The 22,519-nt window shown below is 41.3% G+C and carries 17 protein-coding genes; 14 read left to right on the top strand and 3 right to left on the bottom strand.

All coding sequences use genetic code 11. The annotated features are described in order from the left end of the window. The first annotated feature begins 77 nt into the window (after positions 1-77). The 7 genes from BPOF4_RS13985 to BPOF4_RS13955 all read left to right on the top strand — a co-directional run bounded on the left by BPOF4_RS13985 (position 78) and on the right by BPOF4_RS13955 (position 9,436). Positions 78-716: a TetR/AcrR family transcriptional regulator gene (locus tag BPOF4_RS13985; RefSeq protein ID WP_012959837.1), complete on the top strand. Its 639-nt coding sequence runs from the start codon at positions 78-80 to the stop codon at positions 714-716. Positions 717-764: 48 nt separating this feature from the next. Further along, positions 765-1,271, top strand: a complete 507-nt coding sequence (accB, locus tag BPOF4_RS13980; protein WP_012959836.1) for an acetyl-CoA carboxylase biotin carboxyl carrier protein — start codon at positions 765-767, stop codon at positions 1,269-1,271. Positions 1,272-1,362: 91 nt separating this feature from the next. Then, the gene (locus BPOF4_RS13975; RefSeq protein ID WP_012959835.1) at positions 1,363-2,913 is read left to right on the top strand and encodes an acyl-CoA carboxylase subunit beta; all 1,551 of its coding nucleotides are present in this window, start codon (positions 1,363-1,365) and stop codon (positions 2,911-2,913) included. Between the two features lie 69 nt (positions 2,914-2,982). After that, positions 2,983-4,995, top strand: coding sequence for a methylmalonyl-CoA mutase family protein (locus tag BPOF4_RS13970; protein WP_012959834.1), 2,013 nt, complete (start codon positions 2,983-2,985; stop codon positions 4,993-4,995). Continuing rightward, positions 4,992-7,139: a methylmalonyl-CoA mutase gene (scpA, locus tag BPOF4_RS13965; RefSeq protein WP_012959833.1), complete on the top strand. Its 2,148-nt coding sequence runs from the start codon at positions 4,992-4,994 to the stop codon at positions 7,137-7,139. The genes BPOF4_RS13970 and scpA overlap by 4 nt, the downstream gene beginning before the upstream one ends. 74 nt (positions 7,140-7,213) lie before the next feature. Beyond that, entirely contained in the window at positions 7,214-8,212 is a 999-nt protein-coding gene (gene meaB, locus BPOF4_RS13960; protein WP_012959832.1) for a methylmalonyl Co-A mutase-associated GTPase MeaB, read from the top strand. 168 nt (positions 8,213-8,380) lie between these two features. After that, on the top strand, positions 8,381-9,436 hold the full coding sequence (locus BPOF4_RS13955) for an EAL domain-containing protein (RefSeq protein WP_012959831.1): 1,056 nt from the start codon (positions 8,381-8,383) through the stop codon (positions 9,434-9,436). A gap of 33 nt (positions 9,437-9,469) precedes the next feature. On the opposite strand, the gene nfsA is transcribed toward BPOF4_RS13955, so the two are convergent. Both nfsA and BPOF4_RS13945 read right to left on the bottom strand, forming a co-directional pair. After that, the gene (gene nfsA / locus BPOF4_RS13950; RefSeq protein WP_012959830.1) at positions 9,470-10,219 is read right to left on the bottom strand and encodes an oxygen-insensitive NADPH nitroreductase; all 750 of its coding nucleotides are present in this window, start codon (positions 10,217-10,219) and stop codon (positions 9,470-9,472) included. A gap of 145 nt (positions 10,220-10,364) precedes the next feature. Then, positions 10,365-12,122, bottom strand: coding sequence for a B12-binding domain-containing radical SAM protein (locus BPOF4_RS13945; protein ID WP_012959829.1), 1,758 nt, complete (start codon positions 12,120-12,122; stop codon positions 10,365-10,367). 151 nt (positions 12,123-12,273) lie between these two features. Here BPOF4_RS13945 and BPOF4_RS13940 point away from each other — a divergent pair, with 151 nt between their 5' ends. The 6 genes from BPOF4_RS13940 to BPOF4_RS13915 all read left to right on the top strand — a co-directional run bounded on the left by BPOF4_RS13940 (position 12,274) and on the right by BPOF4_RS13915 (position 20,108). Further along, positions 12,274-14,256, top strand: coding sequence for a transporter substrate-binding domain-containing protein (locus tag BPOF4_RS13940; RefSeq protein WP_012959828.1), 1,983 nt, complete (start codon positions 12,274-12,276; stop codon positions 14,254-14,256). Next, positions 14,253-15,614: a sigma-54-dependent transcriptional regulator gene (locus BPOF4_RS13935; protein WP_012959827.1), complete on the top strand. Its 1,362-nt coding sequence runs from the start codon at positions 14,253-14,255 to the stop codon at positions 15,612-15,614. Before BPOF4_RS13940 ends, BPOF4_RS13935 begins: the two co-directional genes overlap by 4 nt. Before the next feature lie 157 nt (positions 15,615-15,771). Continuing rightward, on the top strand, positions 15,772-16,791 hold the full coding sequence (locus BPOF4_RS13930; protein WP_012959826.1) for a TAXI family TRAP transporter solute-binding subunit: 1,020 nt from the start codon (positions 15,772-15,774) through the stop codon (positions 16,789-16,791). Between the two features lie 80 nt (positions 16,792-16,871). Continuing rightward, positions 16,872-17,321, top strand: coding sequence for a DUF1850 domain-containing protein (locus BPOF4_RS21250; RefSeq protein WP_049779896.1), 450 nt, complete (start codon positions 16,872-16,874; stop codon positions 17,319-17,321). A 10-nt stretch (positions 17,322-17,331) separates the two neighbouring features. Beyond that, positions 17,332-19,302 (top strand): TRAP transporter permease, encoded by a 1,971-nt coding sequence (locus BPOF4_RS13920; protein WP_012959824.1) that lies wholly within the window; start codon positions 17,332-17,334, stop codon positions 19,300-19,302. Positions 19,303-19,319: 17 nt separating this feature from the next. Continuing rightward, positions 19,320-20,108, top strand: a complete 789-nt coding sequence (locus tag BPOF4_RS13915; protein ID WP_012959823.1) for an SDR family oxidoreductase — start codon at positions 19,320-19,322, stop codon at positions 20,106-20,108. Positions 20,109-20,152: 44 nt separating this feature from the next. Here BPOF4_RS13915 and BPOF4_RS13910 read toward each other — a convergent pair whose 3' ends face one another. After that, a complete protein-coding gene (locus BPOF4_RS13910; RefSeq protein WP_012959822.1) occupies positions 20,153-20,920 on the bottom strand; it encodes a hypothetical protein in 768 nt (255 codons plus the stop codon). 206 nt (positions 20,921-21,126) lie between these two features. Here BPOF4_RS13910 and BPOF4_RS13905 point away from each other — a divergent pair, with 206 nt between their 5' ends. After that, positions 21,127-22,506 carry an aspartate aminotransferase family protein gene (locus BPOF4_RS13905; RefSeq protein ID WP_012959821.1) on the top strand — a complete coding sequence of 460 codons (1,380 nt, stop codon included), beginning with the start codon at positions 21,127-21,129 and terminating at the stop codon, positions 22,504-22,506. The last annotated feature ends 13 nt before the right edge of the window (positions 22,507-22,519 follow it).

Genomic DNA, 22,519 nt, shown 5'->3' with positions numbered 1-22,519 from the left:
GTCGGAACGTTTCGTACAATTTTGTTAACAGACTGACCAGTCGGTCGAAAATAACAGAGAGAGGTGAAGTGAACGAGATGAGTGTTAAGCCGACAAAGGATCGGATTATTGAAGCTGCTTTATTATTGTTTGAAGAACAAGGGTTCCATGCTGTTACTGTTGATAAGATTGTGAAAGAAAGCGGGACCTCAAAAGGTGGATTTTATCATAACTTCAGGTCTAAAGATGAACTCTTATATACGATCCATGACTCGTTTATTACATACATCTTAACCAAAGCAGAAGATGCATACACACGCTATAATACACCAGCAGAAAGGCTGTACGAGACCGTAAAGTCCTTTGTTATGATGTTTGAATTATATCGTCCTCACGTAACGGTTTTTTACCAAGAGTCCCTATATTTGAGCTCAGATTACTTTCAAACGATCAAAGTTAAGCGTGATCGTTATAAAAAAATGATGTTTAGAGTGGTAGAAGAAGGCATTCAGCAAGGAGAATTTAGAAAAGAAATACCAGTTCCAATTACATCTATGGCCATTTTTGGAATGACGAACTGGACGTACAAGTGGTATAAGGATACAGGTAAATATTCAATAAATGATATTGCCTTAATTTATGCTGACTTAGTAATGCACTCTGTTTTAACGCCAGAAGCACTGCAAAAACCTGAAAATCAACGGTTCTTTTTGAAACCGGATTCATTGAACTGTTAAATAAAATTGTTAAATAAAATTGTTGAATAAGCAAAGGAGATGACCAACATGTATAAAGTGAGTGAAATCAAAGAACTTATCCGTGCGCTTGACCGTTCTAATTTATCAGAAGTAACCGTAAAAGGAGAAGGAAAGGAACAGATCACTCTTAAAAAGAACAGCGGAGTACAGCTAGTTGATGCTGCCGAGCCTGTTACAGCAACCGCCCCAGAAGCACAGTCTGCTGCCAAAACAGTACCTGCCGCGCCGCCGGTAAAAGAAGAAACACCAGTAAAAGAGGAAGCATCTGCACCGAAAGATGCTGCAAAAGAAGATGTAGAACACATCCTTTCACCAATGGTAGGTACGTTCTATTCATCCCCATCGCCTGATTCTAAGCCATATGTAGAAGTAGGGGCTGAAGTGAAAGAGGGGGAAGTGGTTTGTATTGTCGAAGCGATGAAGCTAATGAATGAGCTGGAAGCAGAAATGAACGGTAAAATTGTTGATATTTTAGTAGAAAACGGGGAGCTTGTTGAATACGGTCAGCCGTTGTTCGCACTTCAATCTAAGTAAATCAATCTAAGTAAATCAAACCTAAGTAAACGTAAGTCAATCTATTAAGTAAGAGATCGTTCAACCATAGGAATAGGAAGGAAGATGACGTATGGATATGCTTGATCGTATCAATGAGTTAGAAGAGCGAAGAGAAAAAGTGAAGCTAGGCGGCGGTGAAGCAAGGATTGATGCCCAGCATGATCGCGGCAAAATGACAGCAAGAGAACGTATTGACCTATTAGTAGATGAAGGGACATTTGTTGAATTAAATCCTTTTATTGAACATAGAGGCCTCGATTACGGATCTGCAGAAGCGCCGGGTGAAGGAGTTGTCACTGGGTACGGTAAAGTAGACGGACGCTTAATCTTCTTGTTTGCCCAAGACTTCACTGTATTTGGAGGAGCCCTTGGTGAGATGCATGCTAGAAAAATTGCTAAGGTAATGGATCTTGCAGCTGAAAACGGTGCGCCTATTATTGGGTTAAATGACTCAGGCGGAGCACGTATTCAAGAGGGAGTGCTTTCACTTGATGGGTACGGTCATATCTTCTACCGTAATGCGATTTACTCAGGTGTAGTACCTCAAATTTCCGTTATTATGGGACCTTGTGCAGGAGGAGCAGTTTATTCTCCAGCAATTACTGACTTTGTTTTTATGGTGGAGAAAACGAGCCAAATGTTTATTACCGGTCCAAAGGTCATTGAAAGTGTAACTGGTGCAAAGATTAACAGCGAGAATCTTGGGGGAGCTAAAGTTCATTCAAGTGTGAGCGGAAATGCACATTTCACGTCTCCTTCTGAAGAGCAGGTTTTAAAGGATGTTAGAAAGCTTATTTCATTCTTGCCGCAAAATCATGAAGAGCGTACACCAGTCAAAAAGCCAGTGAACACTAAACCTCTTGATGAGAGAATTGAAGAATTAATTGATATTGTACCTGTAGATGGAACAAAAGTGTATGATGTTCGTCACGTGATCGAAAAAATTGTAGATGATGAAGATTTCTTAGAAGTTCAGCCTAAGTTTGCTAAAAATATTGTATGCGGCTTTGCTCGTATTGAAGGAGAGACCGTAGGAATTGTTGCAAACAACCCGAAAATGATGGCGGGCGGGTTAGATATTGATTCTTCTGATAAATGCTCACGTTTTATCCGTTTTTGTGACTGCTACAACATCCCTCTCATCACATTTGAAGATGTAAGTGGGTTTATTCCAGGAGTACAGCAAGAGCACGGAGGTATTATCAGGCATGGGGCAAAAATCTTATATGCCTATTCAGAAGCGACTGTACCTAAAATTACGGTCATTTTAAGAAAAGCATTTGGAGGCGCTTATGTTGCTTTAAATAGTAAAGCGATCGGAGCCGATGTTGTGTATGCATGGCCAAATGCTGAAATTGCTGTTATGGGTCCTGAAGGCGCAGCTAATATTATTTTTGCTAAAGAAATTAATGAAAGCGATGATCCAGAAGCGACTCGAGCGGCTAAAATTGCTGACTACCGCGAACGTTTTGCCAATCCATATGTTGCAGCCAGCAATGGAATGGTAGATGACGTCATCGATCCACGAGATACACGTAAGAGTCTAGCGCAAGCATTAGATATGCTGCGTAATAAGAAGAAAGAACTTCCAAAGAAAAAGCATGGGAATATTCCTCTATAAATCGATTAGATCAGACCTAAGAAGAGAAGGGAGTGAGCAGGTGAGCCTCAAGTAGGCTCCCGGAACGCTATGAAGCCTAAGGACCTGGATAAGTTTAGCGAATTTCCGATACCAACATATGAAGAATGGCGGCAAGCAGCCGAACGTTCCTTAAAGGGTGCTCCATTTGAAAAGAAACTTTTAACAAATCTTTATGAGGGCATTACGACTGAGCCAATGTATCAAGAAAAAGATGTAGAAAGCCTAGCTACTCTATCTGAGCAGCCCGGACAGTTCCCTTTTACGAGAGGTACTGAGCATAAACGAGATAAATGGAGAGTCAGTCAAGAGTTGAGCGGTGCCACTCCAGAGGTCTTAAATGAACATGCTCTTAATGATCTGGCAAGAGGTCAAAATGTACTTCATCTAGTGCTTGATGAAGCAGCAAAAGGCAATCCCAAAAAAGATGATGATCGTGGAGTGAAAGTAGAATCAGCTGCAGATTTTCAACTGATTTTTGAAGGGATCGATGTAGAAAAGTACCCGATGCATCTATATACGGGTGCTCTATTAAGTCCGGTGTTGTCTACAGTTGCTGCTTCTATTGATGAAGGAAAATTATGTGGAATCATTGCTTGTGATCCTTTAAGTGAATTAGCTAAGCAAGGTGAGCTTTCATTCAGTCTATCAGCAAGCTATGACGATATGGCGGAAGCGAGTAAGTGGGTCATCGATAAGCAAAAAGACATCCGTACGGTTCTAGTGCAGAGTGATGCCTATCATAACGGGGGAGCATCGGCTGCGGATGAGTTGGCATGCGCTCTTTCAACAGGTGTGGAGTATGTGTCAGAGTTAATGAATCGAGGGCTCTCAGCAGATCAAGCCGGAAGTGCGATGGCTTTTTCATTTTCGATTGGAAGCCAGTCATTTGTAGAGATAGCTAAGATTAGAAGCGCCCGTTTATTATGGGCAGCGATTATGAAAGCGTTCGGAGCAAGCGAAGAAGGATCTAAAATGTTTATCCATGCCCGGACATCTGCTTTTACAAAAGCAAAGCTTGATCCTTATGTGAATATGCTGCGTGGGACAAGTGAGGCATTTAGTGCAGCGGTAGCAGGAGCAGACAGCATTCAAGTAAGCCCGTTTGATGAGCCGATTCAGCCGTCTACTTCATTTTCCAGAAGAATTGCAAGGAACACTTCCTTAATTCTTATGGAAGAGAGTCATCTTGCAGCTACTCAGGATGCATCAGGCGGTGCATGGTATGTGGAGCACTTAACAGATGAGATCGCTAAAAAAGCATGGCAGAAATTCCAAGAGATTGAAGCGTGCGGAGGGATGTCTCAAGCATTAGCTGAAGGTCTGCCTCAGGCTTGGATTAATGAGACATGGGAAGCAAGGCTTGAGGATGTTGAAACAAGAAAGCAAACAGTAGTTGGAGTAAACCAGTATGCTAATTTAGATGAAGCGTTGCTTCACGAAAATAAAGAGGCCGCAGAATGGGCCATTGATCGCACAAGAACGGCAGAAAAGTCACTTGAGGTACAGCCTGCTTCTTTTGATGAATGGTTACATGCTGCAAAAGAGGGATATTCACTGTCTGCCATGTATAAGGTGATAGTTGAAGACAGCAATGAGCAGGCTAGAATTTCCGAGCCGGTTGAATCTAGAAGACTATCTATGCCGTATGAGCAGATGAGAGATTTGAGTAAGCAGTTTGAACAGAAAAAAGGAGAGCGTGCATCTGCTGTATTAATCGGAATCGGGCCTTTAGCAAAATATAAGCCTCGAGCTGATTTTGCTGCGGGATACTTTAGAGCAGGAGGCTTTGAAGTAGAATCACCATTTAATGCAGACTCCATTAAAAATAGTGCAAGCGACTTAGCAAAAGAACATGTCTTTGTTATATGCGGCACCGATGAAGATTTGAAAGAGCATGCACCTGCTCTAATTAGCGAGCTGAAACAGATGATTTCTCATGATGTACGCATTTATATAACGGGGAAACAAAAAGATGAAGCAGCAGCAACGGAGTATATACACATGAGGGCCAATCATTATGAGCAGCTGATGAATCTATGGAATTGGAGGGCCAGACAATGACAAAACCATCCTTTGAAAAGATGGCGTTTCCTGTATTTGACGGCCAGTCTGTAACAGAGAGTCAAGTGGAACAAACGGTTGACACAATCGAAACGATGGAGAAGATTGCAGTTAAATCTAGCTACTCCAAAGATGATACACAGGGAATGAAGCATTTAAATTATGTGGCGGGACTTGCCCCGTTCTTTCGCGGACCTTACCCAGCTATGTATAAAACAAGACCTTGGACGGTTAGACAGTATGCCGGGTTCTCAACAGCAGAGGAAAGTAATGCGTTTTATCGCAGAAACCTAGCAGCCGGCCAAAAAGGATTGTCGATTGCTTTTGATTTAGCTACCCACCGTGGTTATGACAGTGACCATGAACGAGTAGTTGGAGATGTTGGTAAAGCAGGTGTGGCCGTAGATTCTATTCTTGATATGAAAATATTATTTGACGGGATCCCGCTTGATCAGATGTCTGTTTCTATGACGATGAACGGGGCTGTACTGCCGATCTTGGCATTCTACATTGTTGCAGCAGAAGAGCAGGGCGTTAAGCCAGAACAGCTGACCGGTACAATTCAAAATGATATCTTGAAGGAGTATATGGTACGTAACACGTATATTTACCCTCCAGAAGCTTCTATGAAAGCAATTGCTGATATCTTTGAATATACTTCAAAGTACATGCCGAAATTTAATAGTATTAGTATCTCCGGTTATCATATGCAGGAAGCTGGTGCGACAGCGGATATCGAGCTTGCCTATACACTAGCTGATGGTCTTGAGTATGTAAGAACGGGTATAAAAGCAGGGCTTGATATTGATTCATTTGCGCCTAGGCTGTCCTTTTTCTGGGCAATCGGCATGAATTATTATATGGAAGTGGCGAAAATGCGCGCAGCTCGTTTAATTTGGGCGAAACTGATTAAGCCGTTTAATCCTAAAAATGATAAGTCACTTGCGCTTCGCACCCACTCACAAACATCAGGATGGAGCTTAACGGAGCAAGATCCATATAATAATGTTGTGCGTACTTGCATTGAAGCGATGGCAGCCTCAATGGGGCATACGCAATCCCTTCATACGAACGCATTAGATGAAGCCATTGCCCTACCTACGGATTTCTCTGCAAGGATCGCTCGTAATACTCAGCTTTACTTACAAGATGAAACCGGTTTGACTAACGTACTTGATCCGTGGGGAGGTTCTTATTATGTAGAGTCTCTAACGGCTGAGCTTCTAGAAAAGGCATGGGCTCATATTGAGGAGATTGAAGAGCTTGGCGGGATGGCTAAAGCAATCGAAACAGGGCTTCCGAAAATGCGAATTGAAGAAGCTGCGGCTAGAAGACAGGCGCATATTGATTCTAAGAAAGAAACAATCATTGGGGTAAATACTTATCGTCTGGACGCAGAAGAGCCGTTAGATATTTTAAATATCGATAATACAGTCGTTCGCGAGGCGCAAATCCGCCGTTTAGAAAAGCTGCGTGCACAGCGTGATGAAGCGAAAGTAGAAGCCGCTTTAGCTGCAATCACCAAAGCTGCAGAAACAGGTGAAGGAAATCTATTAGAATTAGCAGTAGATGCTGCTCGTGCACGTGCTAGTTTAGGTGAGATTTCTATGGCTTATGAGAAAGTAGTAGGCAGACATAAAGCGGTCATCCGATCAATTAGCGGGGTGTACCGTTCTGAGTTTGGAGAGAATGAAGAGATGGAAAATATCCGCAAATTAACGGATGAATTTGAACAAGCAGAAGGACGCAGACCGAGAATTATGATTGCAAAAATGGGTCAAGATGGTCATGATCGCGGAGCAAAAGTGATTTCTACCGCATTTGCTGATATGGGGTTTGATGTTGATATCGGGCCATTGTTCCAGACGCCAGCAGAAGCCGCTCTGCAAGCAGTAGAAAATGATGTCCATGTGATTGGAATGAGTTCCCTTGCTGCTGGTCATAAGACGCTATTGCCACAAGTAGTAGAAGAATTAAAGAAACATGGACGTGAAGATATTTTAGTGATTATAGGCGGAGTTATTCCTGCTCAAGACTATGAATTCTTAAAAGAAAACGGAGCGGCAGCCATTTTTGGCCCTGGTACAGTGATCCCGGTTGCAGCAGCGCAGATTCTTGAAGAATTAAAAGAGAGCTCGGCTTAGAAGAAGAAGTGGAGTAACACTTCTTCTTTCTTTTTAGATTTAGTTTTTTCGTTCGAAAAGGGAGGAGAAAAGGTATGGCACAGCCCCCTAAAAGAAAGCAGTTAACAGTTGATGAGTATGTAAAGGGTGTAAAAGAGCAAAATCGAGCCGTCTTGGCAAGAGCGATCACCCTAGTGGAGAGCAATGCAAAGAAACATTTGAAATTAGCTCAGGATGTCTTAACAGAGTTAATGCCTCATACAGGAAACTCTATTCGGATTGGCTTTTCAGGTGTGCCAGGAGCAGGAAAAAGCACCCTGATTGAAGCATTCGGAATGATGCTCTGTGAGAGGGGGCATAAGGTAGCGGTATTAGCCGTAGACCCTTCTAGCACTCTAACTGGAGGCAGTATTTTAGGTGATAAAACTCGAATGGAGCAATTATCGCGCCACCCTAATGCCTATGTCAGACCTTCCCCTGCAGGTGGCACTCTTGGCGGGGTAGCTAGAAAGACCCGCGAAACGCTTCTTTTATGTGAGGCGGCAGGCTATGATGTGATTATTGTAGAGACTGTCGGCGTTGGTCAAAGCGAAGTAGCTGTCCGCTCAATGGTAGACTTCTTTCTTGTATTAATGCTGACTGGAGCAGGAGATGAGCTCCAAGGAATGAAAAAAGGGATTATGGAAATGGCCGATGCGATGTTTATTAATAAAGCGGATGGACCTAATAAACAAGCAGCACAACAAGCCAGGGTGGAATTGAATCGAATGCTTCACCTGCTGCCGCCGATCACAGAAGGATGGGCGACGAAGGCCTACACTGTTTCTGCTTTGACAGGTGAGGGTGTCGATCATATCTGGTCTGTTATAAAAGAACATAAGGAGCATATGCAAGAGAATGACCTTTTCTTAAAAAGAAGAAATGAACAAGCTCTCAGGTGGTTTAAAGATTTGATTGAGGAGCAAGTTCTTGCACAGTTTTATGAACAGGAGATAATTAAAAGCCGCCTTCCTGAAATGCAGCACCAAGTCTTATCAGGTGAGGCTGCAGCTACTAAAGCAGCTTTAGAGCTGTTAGAAATGACAAAAAAATAGCCTCATCAGGGAGCAGTAATTAAAAAGTGAAAGCCATGTATAAAAAACATGGCTTTTTCTAGTGCATCAAACATGTCAAAACAGAATAAACATATTACAATAGTATTAGTTTGAAATAACTATAAAGGTGGTATAGTACTTACAATATACATTAGAGGAGGAGTTCGTTTGAACAGTTGCACCAGATGTGGTCATATTCCTGATCTTCCAGATAAAGGCCAGTTGCTTGTGAGAGTGAAGGAAGAACATAAGATGATGAAACTCATTACGAGATTACAGCATGAGAAGTTTACATACATAGTAAATGAAAATGATATCTTTTATATCGAGTATGCTGGCAAAGAAGAGCTGCTTCAATTACTAGAGCAGCTAGATGCAGAGTTACTTTTAAGTGAAGAAGTGCAAGCGACATATTCAGCATACGGGGAGGAACATTTTGCCCGATTTATTCCCTATGTCCAGTTAAGAGAACGGATTATGCAGTGGCCTCTAGTCAAAGTTATTAACGAAGGGCTATTTACCCAGCATATTCAGCCTGTCATCAAATTACAAACGAATGACGTGTACGGGTATGAATTTCTAGTCAGGCCTACACCGCCGCATCTATCATTTAATCCAGGCAGTCTGTTTTCTTTCTCTCAAAAAGCAGGTTTACAATCTATTCTAGACAGCCAAGCACGGATTTCGTCAATTGAAATCAGCTCGAAATTGTTAGAAAATGGGATGAAACGATTCATTAATTTTCTGCCTTCTTCGATCTATGATCCTGCTCACTGTTTGAAGAGCACGTTAAAAGCAGTAGAACGCCATCAAATTCGTCCGGAAGATTTAGTGTTTGAAGTGGTGGAGACAGAAAAAATTCATGATGTAAACCATTTGAAAAAGATTTTTACGGTTTATCAAAGTGAGGGAATTCATGTGGCTCTAGATGATTTAGGAGCTGGTTATGCCACAGTTGATGTGTTAAAAGAACTTAAGCCTAATTTTGCCAAGATTGATCGTGCCATTATCGATTACTGTGATCAAAATGAAATCAAGCAGGCTAAAATCAAAGAAATAGTCAGTGTGGCAGACGCGTACGGCATTACGTTACTTGCAGAAGGAATTGAAAGGATGGAAGAGGCAGAGTTCTGTCTAGACTTAAAAATTCCGCTAGCTCAAGGGTACTATTTTGGTCGGCCTCAAAAAAATCCTGTTACAAATGTATACCCATATGCAAATTAAAACCCGCAGAGCTCTGCGGGTTTTCTTTAATCATTATTCTTTAATGTTTTTACATGTAAAGCCTTGCTTCTCAAGCATTTGGGCAATAGACGTATAGTAAGGTTTCTCGTAAAAGCTTGAAACCCGCTCGCTCCACGAAGTAGATTGGGCTCCGTTCGTCCGCTTATGCATGTATGCACTCATAGACTGATCATATGATTCAATCAATGGCGCTACATCTGTTTGGTAGCTTTCCTCATGATAGATCGCTTCTTTTGGGAGACGAGGTTTTAAGCCAGGGTCTTCACCAGGGTATCCTAAGCATAAGCCTGCAATGGGTATCACATACTTTGGGAGCTCTAGCAATTCAATCACCTCAAGCGGATTTTTGCGTATGCCTCCGATCGGCACGGTGCCAAGGCCAAGAGATTCAGCAGCAGTAATGGCATTTGACATAGCTAGTCCAACATCTGTGGCACCAACTAGAAGGGCATCGACATCATTGATGGCTTCAAGCGTTTTACCATGCACCTCTCCTGCAAGTTGAGCTCTATAAAAATCGGCACAGAATATGAGAAACACAGGAGCTTGTGCAACATATGCTTGATTGCCGACTAATTCAGACAAGCGCGTTTTTCGTTGTTCGTCAAAAACAGCAATGATTGATACTTGCTGGCCATTAATCCATGAAGGGGCAGCTTGTGAAGCTTTAATAACCGCATCTAATTTTACTGGTTCTACTTTTTTTGAAGTGTAAGAACGATAGGAACGATGATTTAACTGAGTGTTAATAATTGTATTCATTTTATCTGCCTCCTGAACGAATAAGTTAATCGTTTCATTATTACACAAATAAACAGCTAACCCAAATCAAACGCAATCAAACGCAATCAAACGCAAAAACCAATGCCTTTAGGACATTGGTTTTTACAGTGTTTTTAAAGTGAGTTTAACGTACGGCCATTGATTTGAGAGGTGCTGTATATAATAAGCTTTTTTCGACCTTAGGATTGAAATAGGCAATTAACAGCTCTTCAGTCCCTTCAATTGTGCCATCCTCTTGGTACGATTTCAATGAGAATGGCAGAACTTCGATCATTGTATGCTTGTGAAGTTCTTTTTCATTCAACTTAAATGAACTGAACTCTTCGCTTACTTGCTCGGGTGCTTCTGCTAAGCGGCGTAAAATAGCACTTTGCTGTTCTTTAGATAAAGAAAAGCCCCACCATGTTTTACGAGGTTTATGCTTATGATTTTTAAAGTAATCAATCATCATGAGCCCTTTAATAAAATCGAGGCTAGCCGTCGATCTCGCTTCTAAAAACTGATAAAGACGTGTAAATAAGTCTTCTAATTGATGGCCGATTCTAGACCAGCCTTTTGATTCCCAGAAATCACCAAACTCTTGAAAGAAATCAAAAGGAGAGTCGAACACTTTTTCCACAAGGTATTCAATTGTTGTATCCATCCGGTGGGCATTCCAATACTTCTCTAATACATCTTCTACTCGTTTAATACGTACAATATCAGAAAACGGAAGAATATTATTGCTTAAAATCTCATATGGAGCATGGTTCATATACACATAATTATGGTCATCCGCACGAAGACGAAGGCCGGTACCTCTTAGCATCTTTAAGAAACCTAGCTGCAGTTCCTCGGCACGAAGAGCAAATACATCATTAAATGTATTCCTAAATGAGTTATAATCTTCTTCAGGAAGGCCAGCAATTAAGTCTAGATGCTGATCAATTTTGCCGCCTTCTTTAACCATCGTCACAGTACGAGTGAGTTTTTGGAAGTTTTGACGGCGCTGTACAAGTTCATTTGTCGCATCATTTGTTGACTGAACACCGATCTCAAAACGGAAAATGCCTTTAGGAGCATGTTCGTTTAAAAAGGATAATACTTCCGGACGCATAATATCTGCGGTGATTTCAAATTGAAAGACGCAGCCTTGATGGTTATCAATTAAGAATTGGAAGATTTCTAGCGCATAGTCTCTTTTTATATTAAACGTGCGGTCTACAAATTTGATCAGCTTAGCCCCGTTTTCAATCAAGTACAATAAATCACTTTTTACCCGATCTATATCAATATATCGCACGCCTACTTCAATAGAAGATAAACAGAATTGACAGCTGTATGGGCATCCGCGGCTTGTTTCAAAATAAGTCACCCTTTTTGTCAACCCGTCTAAATCTTCATCAAAGCGATAAGGGGTAGGAACCTCATCTAGCTTTAACTTCGGACGGGGAGCATTAATAATCACTTCTTCCCCTTTACGATAAGCAAGGCCAAAGACCATATGATACTTAGCTGTTGTTGATAATTCTTCAAGCAGCTGTTTAAAGGTCTCTTCCCCTTCACCGACGACAATAAAGTCTGCATCAGGGGTCATCTCAAGCCACTCTTTCGTGTCATAAGAAACTTCCGGTCCCCCTAATACGATTTTCACCTCAGGCATGACCTTTTTAAGCATTTCAATGACTTTAAGTGTTTCTTCTATGTTCCAAATGTAACAGCTGAAGCCGATCACATCTGGTTTACGCTCAAACAAATCAGAAACAATATTCATGACAGGATCTTTTATCGTATATTCAACCATTTCAATTGGAAATTCAGGTTCTGCATAAGCTTTTAAACATCTAAGTGCCAAACAAGTGTGGATATATTTGGCATTCAACGTCGTAACGACGGTTTTCATTGGTTTATCCCTCAATTCTCTGTTTTCCTTACGTACTGTATGATACCATACGACTAGGCATGTTGCGAAATAATCATGAGAGTGGAGTCATTTTTCAACGAATGGATTAGACAAACGTAATTGCAAGCATTATACATAAGGAGACACCAGGATGAATGCACCCAAACTAGTTATATTTCTCCTAGCGGCCTTGCTTCTATTGAGCCCAAGCGCAAGAGCAGAAGAAGCAATCAGGATCGCATATGACCCTAATTTGCCCCCCCTTCATATGTTAGAGGGAAATCAGCATGAGGGTTTTCTAATTGATTTGATGGAGGAGTTAAATCAATATCTCGGAAAAGAACTCATTTATAAACCGATGACACAAGAAGAAGCCTATCATGCTCTTGAAAGTCAAGAGGTTGATATCGTCTTATCTGCTTCTTTTCATGAGCAGCGAACAGCGACGATGAATTATACAGATTCAGTACTCAACACATCTGTCGGTCTTGTAGTCGCGGAAGCCGATGAAACGATCGAGGGGATTTCGCAGCTGACAAATGTGAAAACAGCACTGCAAAAAGAGACAACAGAATATGAATTCCTGCGAACAATTAGACGGATACAATATCATGTGACAAGCAATCAAAGAACAGCGATGCAATTATTATTAATGGGACGTGCGGATGCTTTTGTTGGAAATGTCTTAACCGCTGATTATCTGCTTAAAGAAAGCGGCACGGACACTGAATTCCGAATTGTCGGAAATTACCTTCTGCCGATTGATTATGCTATGGCTGTTCAAAGAGAACGGCCTGATTTAGTCGATGAATTAAACCGAGCAATCAGAACCGTCAAACAAAACGGAACGTATGCCGAAATACATGAACAGTGGTTTGGGAATGAAAACCTCTTAACCGACCGTTTATGGCTTGCAGTAAAAGTAACCGTCGGACTGCTTCTCGCTGTATTAATCATTACGTTTTTAGCGATAAGGTGGAATAGAAGGCTCCAAGCAGAAGTAGATAAAAAAACACATGTCTTAAAAGACTTAAATAAAACATTGCAAGAGCAAATTACTCAGACGAAAAATAGTGATGAGTACCAACGTCAAATATTAGACAGCTCACCAAGGGGAATTGTGACAGTGAATGAAGAGGGTATGATTACTTCTCTTAATTCAAAAGCTTTAAATATTGCAGGAGAAGATAAGAGTATTCTAACCAAATCGTATCAATCAGTAGAACTTATATCACAGTTGTTACAAGCGGCCTTTCATCAAGTATTTGAAAAGCAGGAATCCATTCTCGGAAAAGAGACAACATGGAGACGGCAGGATGGCCGGGTCTATTATTTACGTTATTATATTTACCCCTTATTTAATATTCAGCGGGAAATGATAGGGGTCATTGTAACGTTTGAAGATATAACAGAAGAGCGGCAGATGAGACTTCAAGTGTTTGAACAAGAAAAAAGCCAGGCACTAAGCAGAGTAGTGGCCGGTATCGCCCATGAAATTCGGAACCCGCTTACTTCTATAAAGACATTTGCAGAACTCATTCCAAAAAAGCTTCATAACGAACGATTTCAAAGGGAGATCTCGACGTATGTTCCTAAAGAAATCGATCGAGTCAATCAGTTAATTGAAGGGTTAATTGACTATGCTCGTCCAAGAGAACATGAAAAAGAATCGGTCCAGTTGACAGATCTAGTGAGGGATTGTGCCATTCTTTTTGAGCGAACGTTGCTTAATAAAGGAATTAATTTACGTCTAGACTTACAAGAAGAGCAATTTATTTATGCTAATTCGAACCAAGTAAAGCAAGTGATTATGAATTTAATCATAAACGGAATTGACGCGATAGAGGATGTCGACGAAAAAAGAAAAGAAGCAAGAGACGGAGAGTTGTGCTTACGTTTGGATGTTAATGGAAGTGATGTAGTCTTTATGATTGAAGATAACGGAATAGGGATGACAGAGGAGGAGACACAAAAAGTCTTAGAGCCTTTTTATACAACAAAAACAAAAGGGACAGGGCTTGGCTTAGCCATTGCACACCAGTATGTGCATGAGAATGAAGGCAGTTTATTAATTGAAAGCAAAGAAGGTATTGGGACAAAGGTAACACTACAGTTTAGGAGCGATAATTCATGAAAAAAATCGTAATCATTGATGATGAAGCATCGATTTGTTCGTCACTGACATTTGCCCTTGAAGATGATTATCACGTAGAGGCTATGACCGACCCGGAGGAGGGGAAAAAGAGGATAGACTCTATTCTCCCTGATTTAGTTTTGCTGGATTTGAAAATTGGCGCAGTGGACGGGTTAAACGTTTTAGAAGAGATCAAAGGCACGCATCCATCGATAGTAGTGATTATGATTACAGCATATGGCACTATTTCTTCATCTGTTGAAGCGCTTCAAAAGGGAGCATATTCGTATCTAACGAAGCCAATCAATATGGATGAATTACAAACGGTCATAAAGCAAGCGCTTCATTTTAAATATTTGCATGAGCAAGTGGAGCAATTAAGCAATGAACTTGAAAAGAAGTACCGATATGAGGAGTTAATCGGCCAAAGTGATGGTATGCAGCAAGTATTCAAATTAATTGATAAGGTAAGAAATGTGGACTCTAATGTGCTGATAACAGGAGAAAGCGGGACAGGAAAAGAGCTTGTCGCCCGTGCGATTCATTATTCAGGGAAGCGCAAGCAGCAGCACTTAGAAACGGTAAACTGTGCAGCTATCCCAGAGCATCTCTTAGAAAGTGAACTGTTTGGTTATGAGAAAGGGGCATTCACAGGAGCTGTCTCGAGCAAAGATGGGAAATTTCAACTGGCGAATGGCGGGACGATCTTTCTAGATGAAATTGGGGACATGCCTCTTGCTCTGCAAGCAAAGCTGCTTCGAGTGTTACAGCGCAGGGAAGTAACAAAGCTTGGTTCAAATTCTACCCAATCATTAGACGTGCGAGTGATTGCTGCTACAAATAAAGATTTAGAGGAAGCAGTGAGGGAAGGGGAGTTCAGAGAAGATCTTTATTTCAGGCTTCATGTCATCCCGATTCATCTTCCGCCCCTAAGGGAAAGAAAGGAAGATCTGCAGCTGCTCATCTCTCATTTAATAAAAACCTTTAATAAGGAGATGAACACAGAAGTAAGCGGGATCTCAAAAGACGCATCCCGAATCCTCTCATCTTATTCTTATCCTGGCAACATACGTGAACTTGCCAATATTTTAGAGTCTTCGATGGTATTCGCAAGCGGAGCAACAATTGAAGTGGAGGATTTACCGCTCCATTTAAGATCTGCTAAACCACAGGTTAAATCAGGTGATGGTGATCTTTCTGTATTTGTTGGACTGACTTTAAAAGAACTAGAACGGCAATTTATCCTTGAGACGTTAGAATACAACGACGGGCACCGTAAAAAAACAGCTGAAATGCTGCAGATAAGTGAAAGAAGCCTAAGGGATAAACTTAAACAATATACATCTTCGACGACATAAAAACCGGCAAAAAATGCTCCATCGGCATTTTTTGCCGGTTTTTCTATGTGTGGAAATACAGAGATTCGTTGAAAGCGTTAACAAATTGTCTATTTAAAAAATTGGCACACTTATTGCATTATAGTTAAGTGTACAAAACAAAATGGGGGGATTTTTTATGAAGAAATTTATAGCAAGCTTATCAATGGCATCCTTACTTGTTCTTGCCGCATGTGGGGGAGACGATGCAAATACAGAAAACGGTGCTGAAGAAAATGGTGCAGATACTGGAGAGCAAGCAGAAGGAGCAGACCTTAGCGATTTATTCGTAACGGTTGCTACTGGCGGTACATCTGGTGTGTATTATCCGATTGGAGGAGCGATCTCAACAATCCTAGAGTCAGAGCTTGGAATTGATTCTTCTGTACAAGCAACGGGAGCTTCTGTAGAGAACATTAACTTAATTGATACCGGCCGTGCTGAACTTGCTATTACAATGGCTGATTCGGTCTTACAAGCATATGAAGGCAGCGGCGAGTTTGAAGGGAAAGATCCGATTGAATCAATGGCTGGATTAGCTGCGCTATATCCAAACTTTGTTCAAGTGGTCACAACAGAAGATTCTGGTATTGAAAGTGTCGAAGATCTTCGCGGGAAGAGTGTTGGAGTAGGGGCACCAAACTCTGGAGTTGAGCTGAACGCACGCATGGTGCTTGAGGCACATGGGATGAGCTATGACGATATTAACGAAGACTACCTGTCATACAGCGAAGCGATTGATCAAATTAAAAACGGAATGATCGATGCAGCGTTTGTTACAAGCGGTGTACCGAACGCAACTGTAATTGACTTAGATACAACTCATAATGCGAAGATTATTCCAATTGAAGGCGAAGCAATGGAATATTTAGAAGAGAACTACCCGTTCTTCTCTGCTGAATCCATTCCTGCAGGGTCTTATGATAACGAAGAAGATATTCCGACAGCAGCGATTACAAACTTGTTAATTATGTCCACTGAAATCTCTGAAGAGGCTGGTTATGAAATTACAAAAACTCTATTCGAGAACTTAGACCAAATTCAAGGGTCTCATAATGCAGCACAAGAAATTACATTAGAAACAGTAGATGTTGGTATGCCGATTCCATTCCACCCAGGTGCGGAGCGCTATCTTAAAGAAGTTGGTGCGATTGAATAAGTAAGAGTTAAATAAATTAGTCTAAGCGCCTGTTCAATAGAAAGAGAACAGTGCGCTTAGATCATTTGTTAGGTGATAAAATGAAAAACCTCGTTCTGGCAATCATACTTGTTTTTTTGTTCACGGCTTGTTCTCATCAAGAATATACGGGATCAGTGCAGATTCAGCGTACGGATAATGTGTTAATTGAGATTCCTGACATGGAGCCTGGGGATGAAGTGACAGTGAAATGGATTCATTCTGTAGAGAAAACCCCATGGGAAGAAACATATGAGCTGCAGGAAGATGGCACTCTACGTTTGATCGAAGCCATTTTTTATTCATTTGGAGCAGGAGTACCGCACGAAAAAGGAAGTATGAGTGTAGAAGAAGGAAAAGTTGTCAGTCGGGATATGGAAGAAGAAACAATCGAAGCGTTTCGCTGGATTCACTCGCATGATGCAAAGTTTGAGGTGTATGTCAACGACGAGTTATCTATTGAGGCAGAGGAGCTGCCTCATCACGAAGCGTTAGAGTTAATCTTTAAGTGAGGTGATCAAAATGGATAAACAACAAAATCCACAACCAGAAGAATTAACAAAAGAACAAGCAGAACTGCTTGAAAAATATGATGCTGAATCAAGGTTCCGTACATTTAAAAGTAAGTCGATTGCTATCATTGTTTCTCTTTTAGCGATATCATTATCCGTTTATCATATGTATACTTCTTACTTTGGTACACCTGTAACGCTGCAGCATCGCTCTTTGCACGTGGCGGCGATTCTAGCTTTAGTTTTCCTGCTTTATCCGCCATTTAAAAAATCAAGCCGCCAAACCTTGCCGTGGTATGATTTTCTATTTACGCTGATGGCGTTCTCGACGACGATTTATATTTTTATTGATTACGTTGGGATTGTAAACCGTGGCGGACTGCCTAACAACCTAGACCTCCTGTTTGGAGGGATTCTAGTCGTTCTAGTTCTTGAAGCAGCAAGACGTGTGACTGGCTGGGGGCTTCCGGTACTTGCTATTCTATTCTTTCTTTATGGACTCTTTGGAAGAGAGCTCTCAGGTATTTTCCGTCATAGAGGGTACACATGGGATGAACTCGTCAATTTCATGTACGTAACGACTGAAGGAATTTACGGCACAGCAATTGGCGTATCAGCTACGTATATTTTCTTGTTCATTTTATTCGGTGCATTTTTATCAAAATCAGGGATGGGACAGTTTTTTAATGATATGGCGCTTGCAATTGCCGGTCAGACCAGAGGAGGACCGGCAAAAGTAGCTGTTATTGCCAGTGGATTCCTTGGAAGTATTAATGGTGCTGCGGTAGCAAACGTGGTAACAACAGGATCATTCACGATCCCGTTAATGAAAAAAATCGGCTACCATCGTAACTTTGCTGGAGCGGTAGAGGCTGCGGCCTCTGTAGGGGGGCAAATCCTGCCTCCAATTATGGGTGCTGCTGCGTTCATTATGGCAGAGATGCTTGGTATTCCATATAGTCAAATCGCCCTTGCAGCTTTGCTGCCGGCGCTATTATTCTATTTAGGCATCATTGTACAGATCCATTTACGTGCCACAAAAGAAGGCTTAAGAGGAATATCGAAAGAAAATCTTCCTCAAGTAATGGCTGTTTTAAAAGAAAGAGGACATTTATTAATTCCGTTATTTTTCCTTTTATACATGTTGTTCTTTAGCGGACGTACAATTATTTATTCAGCATTCTTAACGATTCTTGTAACGATTGTCGTAGCAATGCTTAGAAAAACAACAAGAATGAGCATAAAAGATATTGTTGAGGCACTTGAGTCAGGGGCAAGAACTGCGGTTGGTGTGGCTGTAGCCTGTGCGACTGTTGGTATTGTCGTAGGGGTAGCAACGATGACTGGATTTGGTCTAAAGCTAGCTAATGGAATTGTAACACTTGGAGGCGACAGTTTATTACTAACCCTCATATTCACAATGATTGCATGTATTGTTCTTGGGATGGGTCTCCCTAGTATTCCAACGTATATTATTACAGCGACAATGGCAGCGCCTGCTCTTATCTCATATGGAATCGAGCCGCTTGTTGCTCATTTATTTGTGTTCTACTTTGGTTTATTTGCAAATATTACACCTCCTGTTGCGCTTGCTGCCTTTGCGGCCGCGGGGATATCAGGCGGCGATCAGATGCGGACTGGTTTTGTCTCAATGAAACTTGCGATCGCCGGGTTTATTGTTCCGTTTATGTTTGTTTACAATGACTCACTATTGTTAATTAATACGACCTTTGCTGAAGGAGCTGCGGTGGCAGTTACAGCCATTTTAGGCGTCGTAATGCTTGGTACTGCTGCTGAAGGGTACTTGTTCAGGTCGATTCACTGGGTGCTGCGGATTGTTCTGTTTGCCGGTGCAATTCTGTTTATGAATCCAAATATGGTGCAAGACATCATCGGTCTTGCAATCATCTTAGTTGTCGTATTATGGCAGTGGAGAAAATCAAAGAAAACACCAGAGACAGCACCTGGCCTAACTGCATAAAGGGAGGATAAGAAGAAATGAATACTGATTTAAAAGGGAAATCTGTTATTGTACTCGCCTCTAGTAAAGGCTTAGGAAAAGCCGCTGCGAAACTGTATGTAGAAGAGGGGGCACAGGTCTTACTCTCTAGCAGAAGTGAAAGCGAGCTTGAGAATGCGGCCCTTGAAATAGAAGAAGAGACAGGGACAAAGCCTGCTCATGTTGTCTGTGATATTAGGAATGCTGATGAAATTAAGAAATTGGTCGAGACAGCGACGGCTCTTCATGGCGGGGTTGATGTGTTAGTTAATAATGCTGGCGGCCCTCCTGCAGGTGGATTTGATGCGTTCGGTGATGAGGAGTGGCAAGGAGCGTTTGAACTTAACCTGTTAAGCTTTGTGCGAGCGATACGTGCAGTGCTTCCTTCGATGCGAGAACGCGGAGCAGGTCGTATTGTAAACATTGCTTCTTCATCGATCAAAGAGCCTGTAGAAGGGTTGATCTTATCGAATACGTTTAGAACGGCCATTGTAGGCATGTCAAAAACGTTAGCAAAGGAACTTGGCGGGGAAAATATTTTGATTAATACCGTAGGACCAGGAAGAATTGCAACAGATCGCGTTGAGGCCTTAGACCATATCAGAGCAGCTAAGCTTGGTCTTAGTTATGATGAGGCTAAAGAGCAATTAATGGATGCAATTCCGATGGGAAGATACGGAACACCTGAAGAGTTTGCACGGACGATTGTCTTCTTAGGATCCTTTGCAAACACCTATGTAACAGGCCAGTCCATTGTAGTGGACGGGGGAGCAACAAAAGCGTATTAAATAACGTAAAAAGCTTGAGAATTTATTATTCTCAAGCTTTTTTATTATGGAGATGGAATAGGTGTACTTAAGTGAAATGTCCAGATAAGGTCGTCTAATTTAGGACGTTGAAGCTTTAGATTGAATGGCTCGCTTATAGGTTGAGTAAATTCATACGTGCCATGTAATAGATTAGTAGTTTCCTCAACATTCGTTGTTTGAAAGGCAGGATAAATCGTTTCATCATCAATGAGCAGCGTCACTTCTAAGCCCTTCATTTCATGTGCATCAGAAGCAATCAAATTCAGCGTATGCTGCTTGACCTCAAGGGAGATAATCTTAAAATCATTATGCTCAATATGGTTTGATTGGTGGCTCAACTCTTTAAATGTAATATTTCTGTTGTGATAAAGCGGCTTTGCATAAAAGGGAACATGTAATACGTGTGCAGTTTCTTCTAGTCCGGGAGTATAAAACTGCCTAATAAGAATTTGATCAGGTTCAAGGGAGTGAGCAGAAGCTGTGTAATCGAAGGTGTAAATCGATGCTGCTTCATGCTTTGTATCTAGTGATGTGGTGATAACCTTATCCATCGCATAGTTGAAATCTGTTCTAACATCATAGGAAGGATGAAGAGAAGTGACGATCACATCTACAAAGAAGCCAGCTTGATTGTCTTGCACAGCTGATGTTATATCCACTAATTCTACTTTTAAATGACTATTTTCTACGGTGGCTTCAGAAGAGAGATCTTCCTCTTTATTGCTTTCGCATCCAGCGATAACTATCAGGAACATTAAGAAATAGCTTACCAATAAACTTTGACGTCTCATACAAACTACACCTCTATTATCTATACCCGTTAAATCATACTAACTCGTTCTATTCTAGCATGATGCAGTTTTCTGCTTAAATGAAAATTTCATTATTTTTTAGAAAAAAAGAGTGTTAATTTTGAAAAGGAATAACTATAATGAAATATATATTTCATTTTAATATATCGTGAAATAAATACTTCTTTTTAGGGGAGTGACAAAAGATGAGTATGACATCTTCTGTTGATGAAGGATATCGGTATAGGGAAAGAACCCTTAAGTCTCAATCGTTTATGAATGAGGCCTCGGAATACATGCCGGGCGGAGTGACAGCGAACATCAAATATTTCACGCCTCATCCAATCGTGATGAATAAAGCAAAAGGAGCTTATGTGTACGATGTAGATGGGAATGAATATGTAGATTATCTGCTATCTTACGGAGCTCTCAAACTTGGTCATGGTCATGAAGCTATTACAAAAGCAATAGGTGATCAATTAGAAGAGCAGGGTACATGCTTGTTTGGCACACCTCATCATTACGAGGTTGAGATGGCTAAGCAAATTAAACAGCTATATCCCAGTATGGAGAACATTCGTTATACAAATTCAGGTACAGAAGCGACTCTTTTAGCACTGCGTCTAGCGAGGGCTTATACAGGTAAAGAGGGAATTGCAAAGTTTGAAGGGCATTATCATGGTGGATTTGACGAAGTGCTGGTCAGTGTAAATCCATCCCTAGAACAAGCCGGTCCAGAGCAGGAACCAAACTCTGTGTTAGAATCAAAAGGGATGAGTGAACGCCACAAAAACACAACGATTACACTGCCTTTTAATGACCTTGCAAGCTGCGAGGAAATCTTAAGAAAGAAACATCAGGAAATAGGAGCGGTCATTATTGAACCTCTGCAAGGCGGATTTATTAGAGCCAGCCAATCGTTTATTGAAGGTATGCGTCAATTAACGAAAGAGTTCGGGATATTGTTCATTTTTGATGAAGTGAAAACAGGATTCAGGGTAGCCTTAGGCGGTGCGCAGGAATTATATGAGGTGCAGCCAGACCTTACAACCCTTGGAAAAGTCATTGGCGGTGGATTTCCGGTAGGTATTGTAGGAGGCCGAAAAGAAATCATGAATATCACTTCACCATCTCATTCAGCTGACGTATTTGATATTAGTCAAAGTCAAACTTCTAATGCTTCAGACGTGTTATTCCACAGCGGAACCTATAATGGGCATCCAACGATCTTAGCTTGCGGTCTTGCTACATTAGAAGTGTTAAAAAAGGAAACGGCTGATGTATGCAATCTGACAAGTGAGTTGAAAACGGAGCTAGAACATTTATTTAAACAGTATTCGATCCCAATGCTCGCAGTCGGCGAAGGGTCTATATTCAATATTGTAATAACAGATAAAAAGAATATTTCTCATTACCGTGATCTACAGGCAAGTGATTTTAAACTTCGTAAGAAAATGGATCTGCGCCTTCTGCTTGAAGGCATCTATACAAAGCCCCTGAATCGTTACAGCGTATCAACAGCACATACAGCTGTTGAAGTGGAAAAGACGATTGAAGCGTTTAGGAGGGTGCTAAACGATTTATAACTAAGGAGTTCAT

Origin of the sequence: Alkalihalophilus pseudofirmus OF4 (genome assembly GCF_000005825.2) — a bacterium.
Classification (GTDB): domain Bacteria; phylum Bacillota; class Bacilli; order Bacillales; family Bacillaceae_D; genus Alkalihalophilus; species Alkalihalophilus pseudofirmus.
Note: the sequence above shows the minus strand (reverse complement) of the source record. Positions and strands in the feature narration are given on the sequence as shown.

Excerpts from the sequence above, each read along its gene's own strand:
- BPOF4_RS13940 (WP_012959828.1), top strand. The coding sequence starts at position 12,274 with ATGAATGCACCCAAACTAGTTATATTTCTCCTAGCGGCCTTGCTTCTA.
- BPOF4_RS13975 (WP_012959835.1), top strand. The coding sequence starts at position 1,363 with ATGGATATGCTTGATCGTATCAATGAGTTAGAAGAGCGAAGAGAAAAA.
- BPOF4_RS13970 (WP_012959834.1), top strand. The coding sequence starts at position 2,983 with ATGAAGCCTAAGGACCTGGATAAGTTTAGCGAATTTCCGATACCAACA.
- BPOF4_RS13930 (WP_012959826.1), top strand. The coding sequence starts at position 15,772 with ATGAAGAAATTTATAGCAAGCTTATCAATGGCATCCTTACTTGTTCTT.
- BPOF4_RS21250 (WP_049779896.1), top strand. The coding sequence starts at position 16,872 with ATGAAAAACCTCGTTCTGGCAATCATACTTGTTTTTTTGTTCACGGCT.
- meaB (WP_012959832.1), top strand. The coding sequence starts at position 7,214 with ATGGCACAGCCCCCTAAAAGAAAGCAGTTAACAGTTGATGAGTATGTA.
- BPOF4_RS13985 (WP_012959837.1), top strand. The coding sequence starts at position 78 with ATGAGTGTTAAGCCGACAAAGGATCGGATTATTGAAGCTGCTTTATTA.
- BPOF4_RS13915 (WP_012959823.1), top strand. The coding sequence starts at position 19,320 with ATGAATACTGATTTAAAAGGGAAATCTGTTATTGTACTCGCCTCTAGT.
- BPOF4_RS13945 (WP_012959829.1), bottom strand. The coding sequence starts at position 12,122 with ATGAAAACCGTCGTTACGACGTTGAATGCCAAATATATCCACACTTGT.
- nfsA (WP_012959830.1), bottom strand. The coding sequence starts at position 10,219 with ATGAATACAATTATTAACACTCAGTTAAATCATCGTTCCTATCGTTCT.
- BPOF4_RS13905 (WP_012959821.1), top strand. The coding sequence starts at position 21,127 with ATGAGTATGACATCTTCTGTTGATGAAGGATATCGGTATAGGGAAAGA.
- BPOF4_RS13920 (WP_012959824.1), top strand. The coding sequence starts at position 17,332 with ATGGATAAACAACAAAATCCACAACCAGAAGAATTAACAAAAGAACAA.
- BPOF4_RS13910 (WP_012959822.1), bottom strand. The coding sequence starts at position 20,920 with ATGAGACGTCAAAGTTTATTGGTAAGCTATTTCTTAATGTTCCTGATA.
- accB (WP_012959836.1), top strand. The coding sequence starts at position 765 with ATGTATAAAGTGAGTGAAATCAAAGAACTTATCCGTGCGCTTGACCGT.
- scpA (WP_012959833.1), top strand. The coding sequence starts at position 4,992 with ATGACAAAACCATCCTTTGAAAAGATGGCGTTTCCTGTATTTGACGGC.
- BPOF4_RS13935 (WP_012959827.1), top strand. The coding sequence starts at position 14,253 with ATGAAAAAAATCGTAATCATTGATGATGAAGCATCGATTTGTTCGTCA.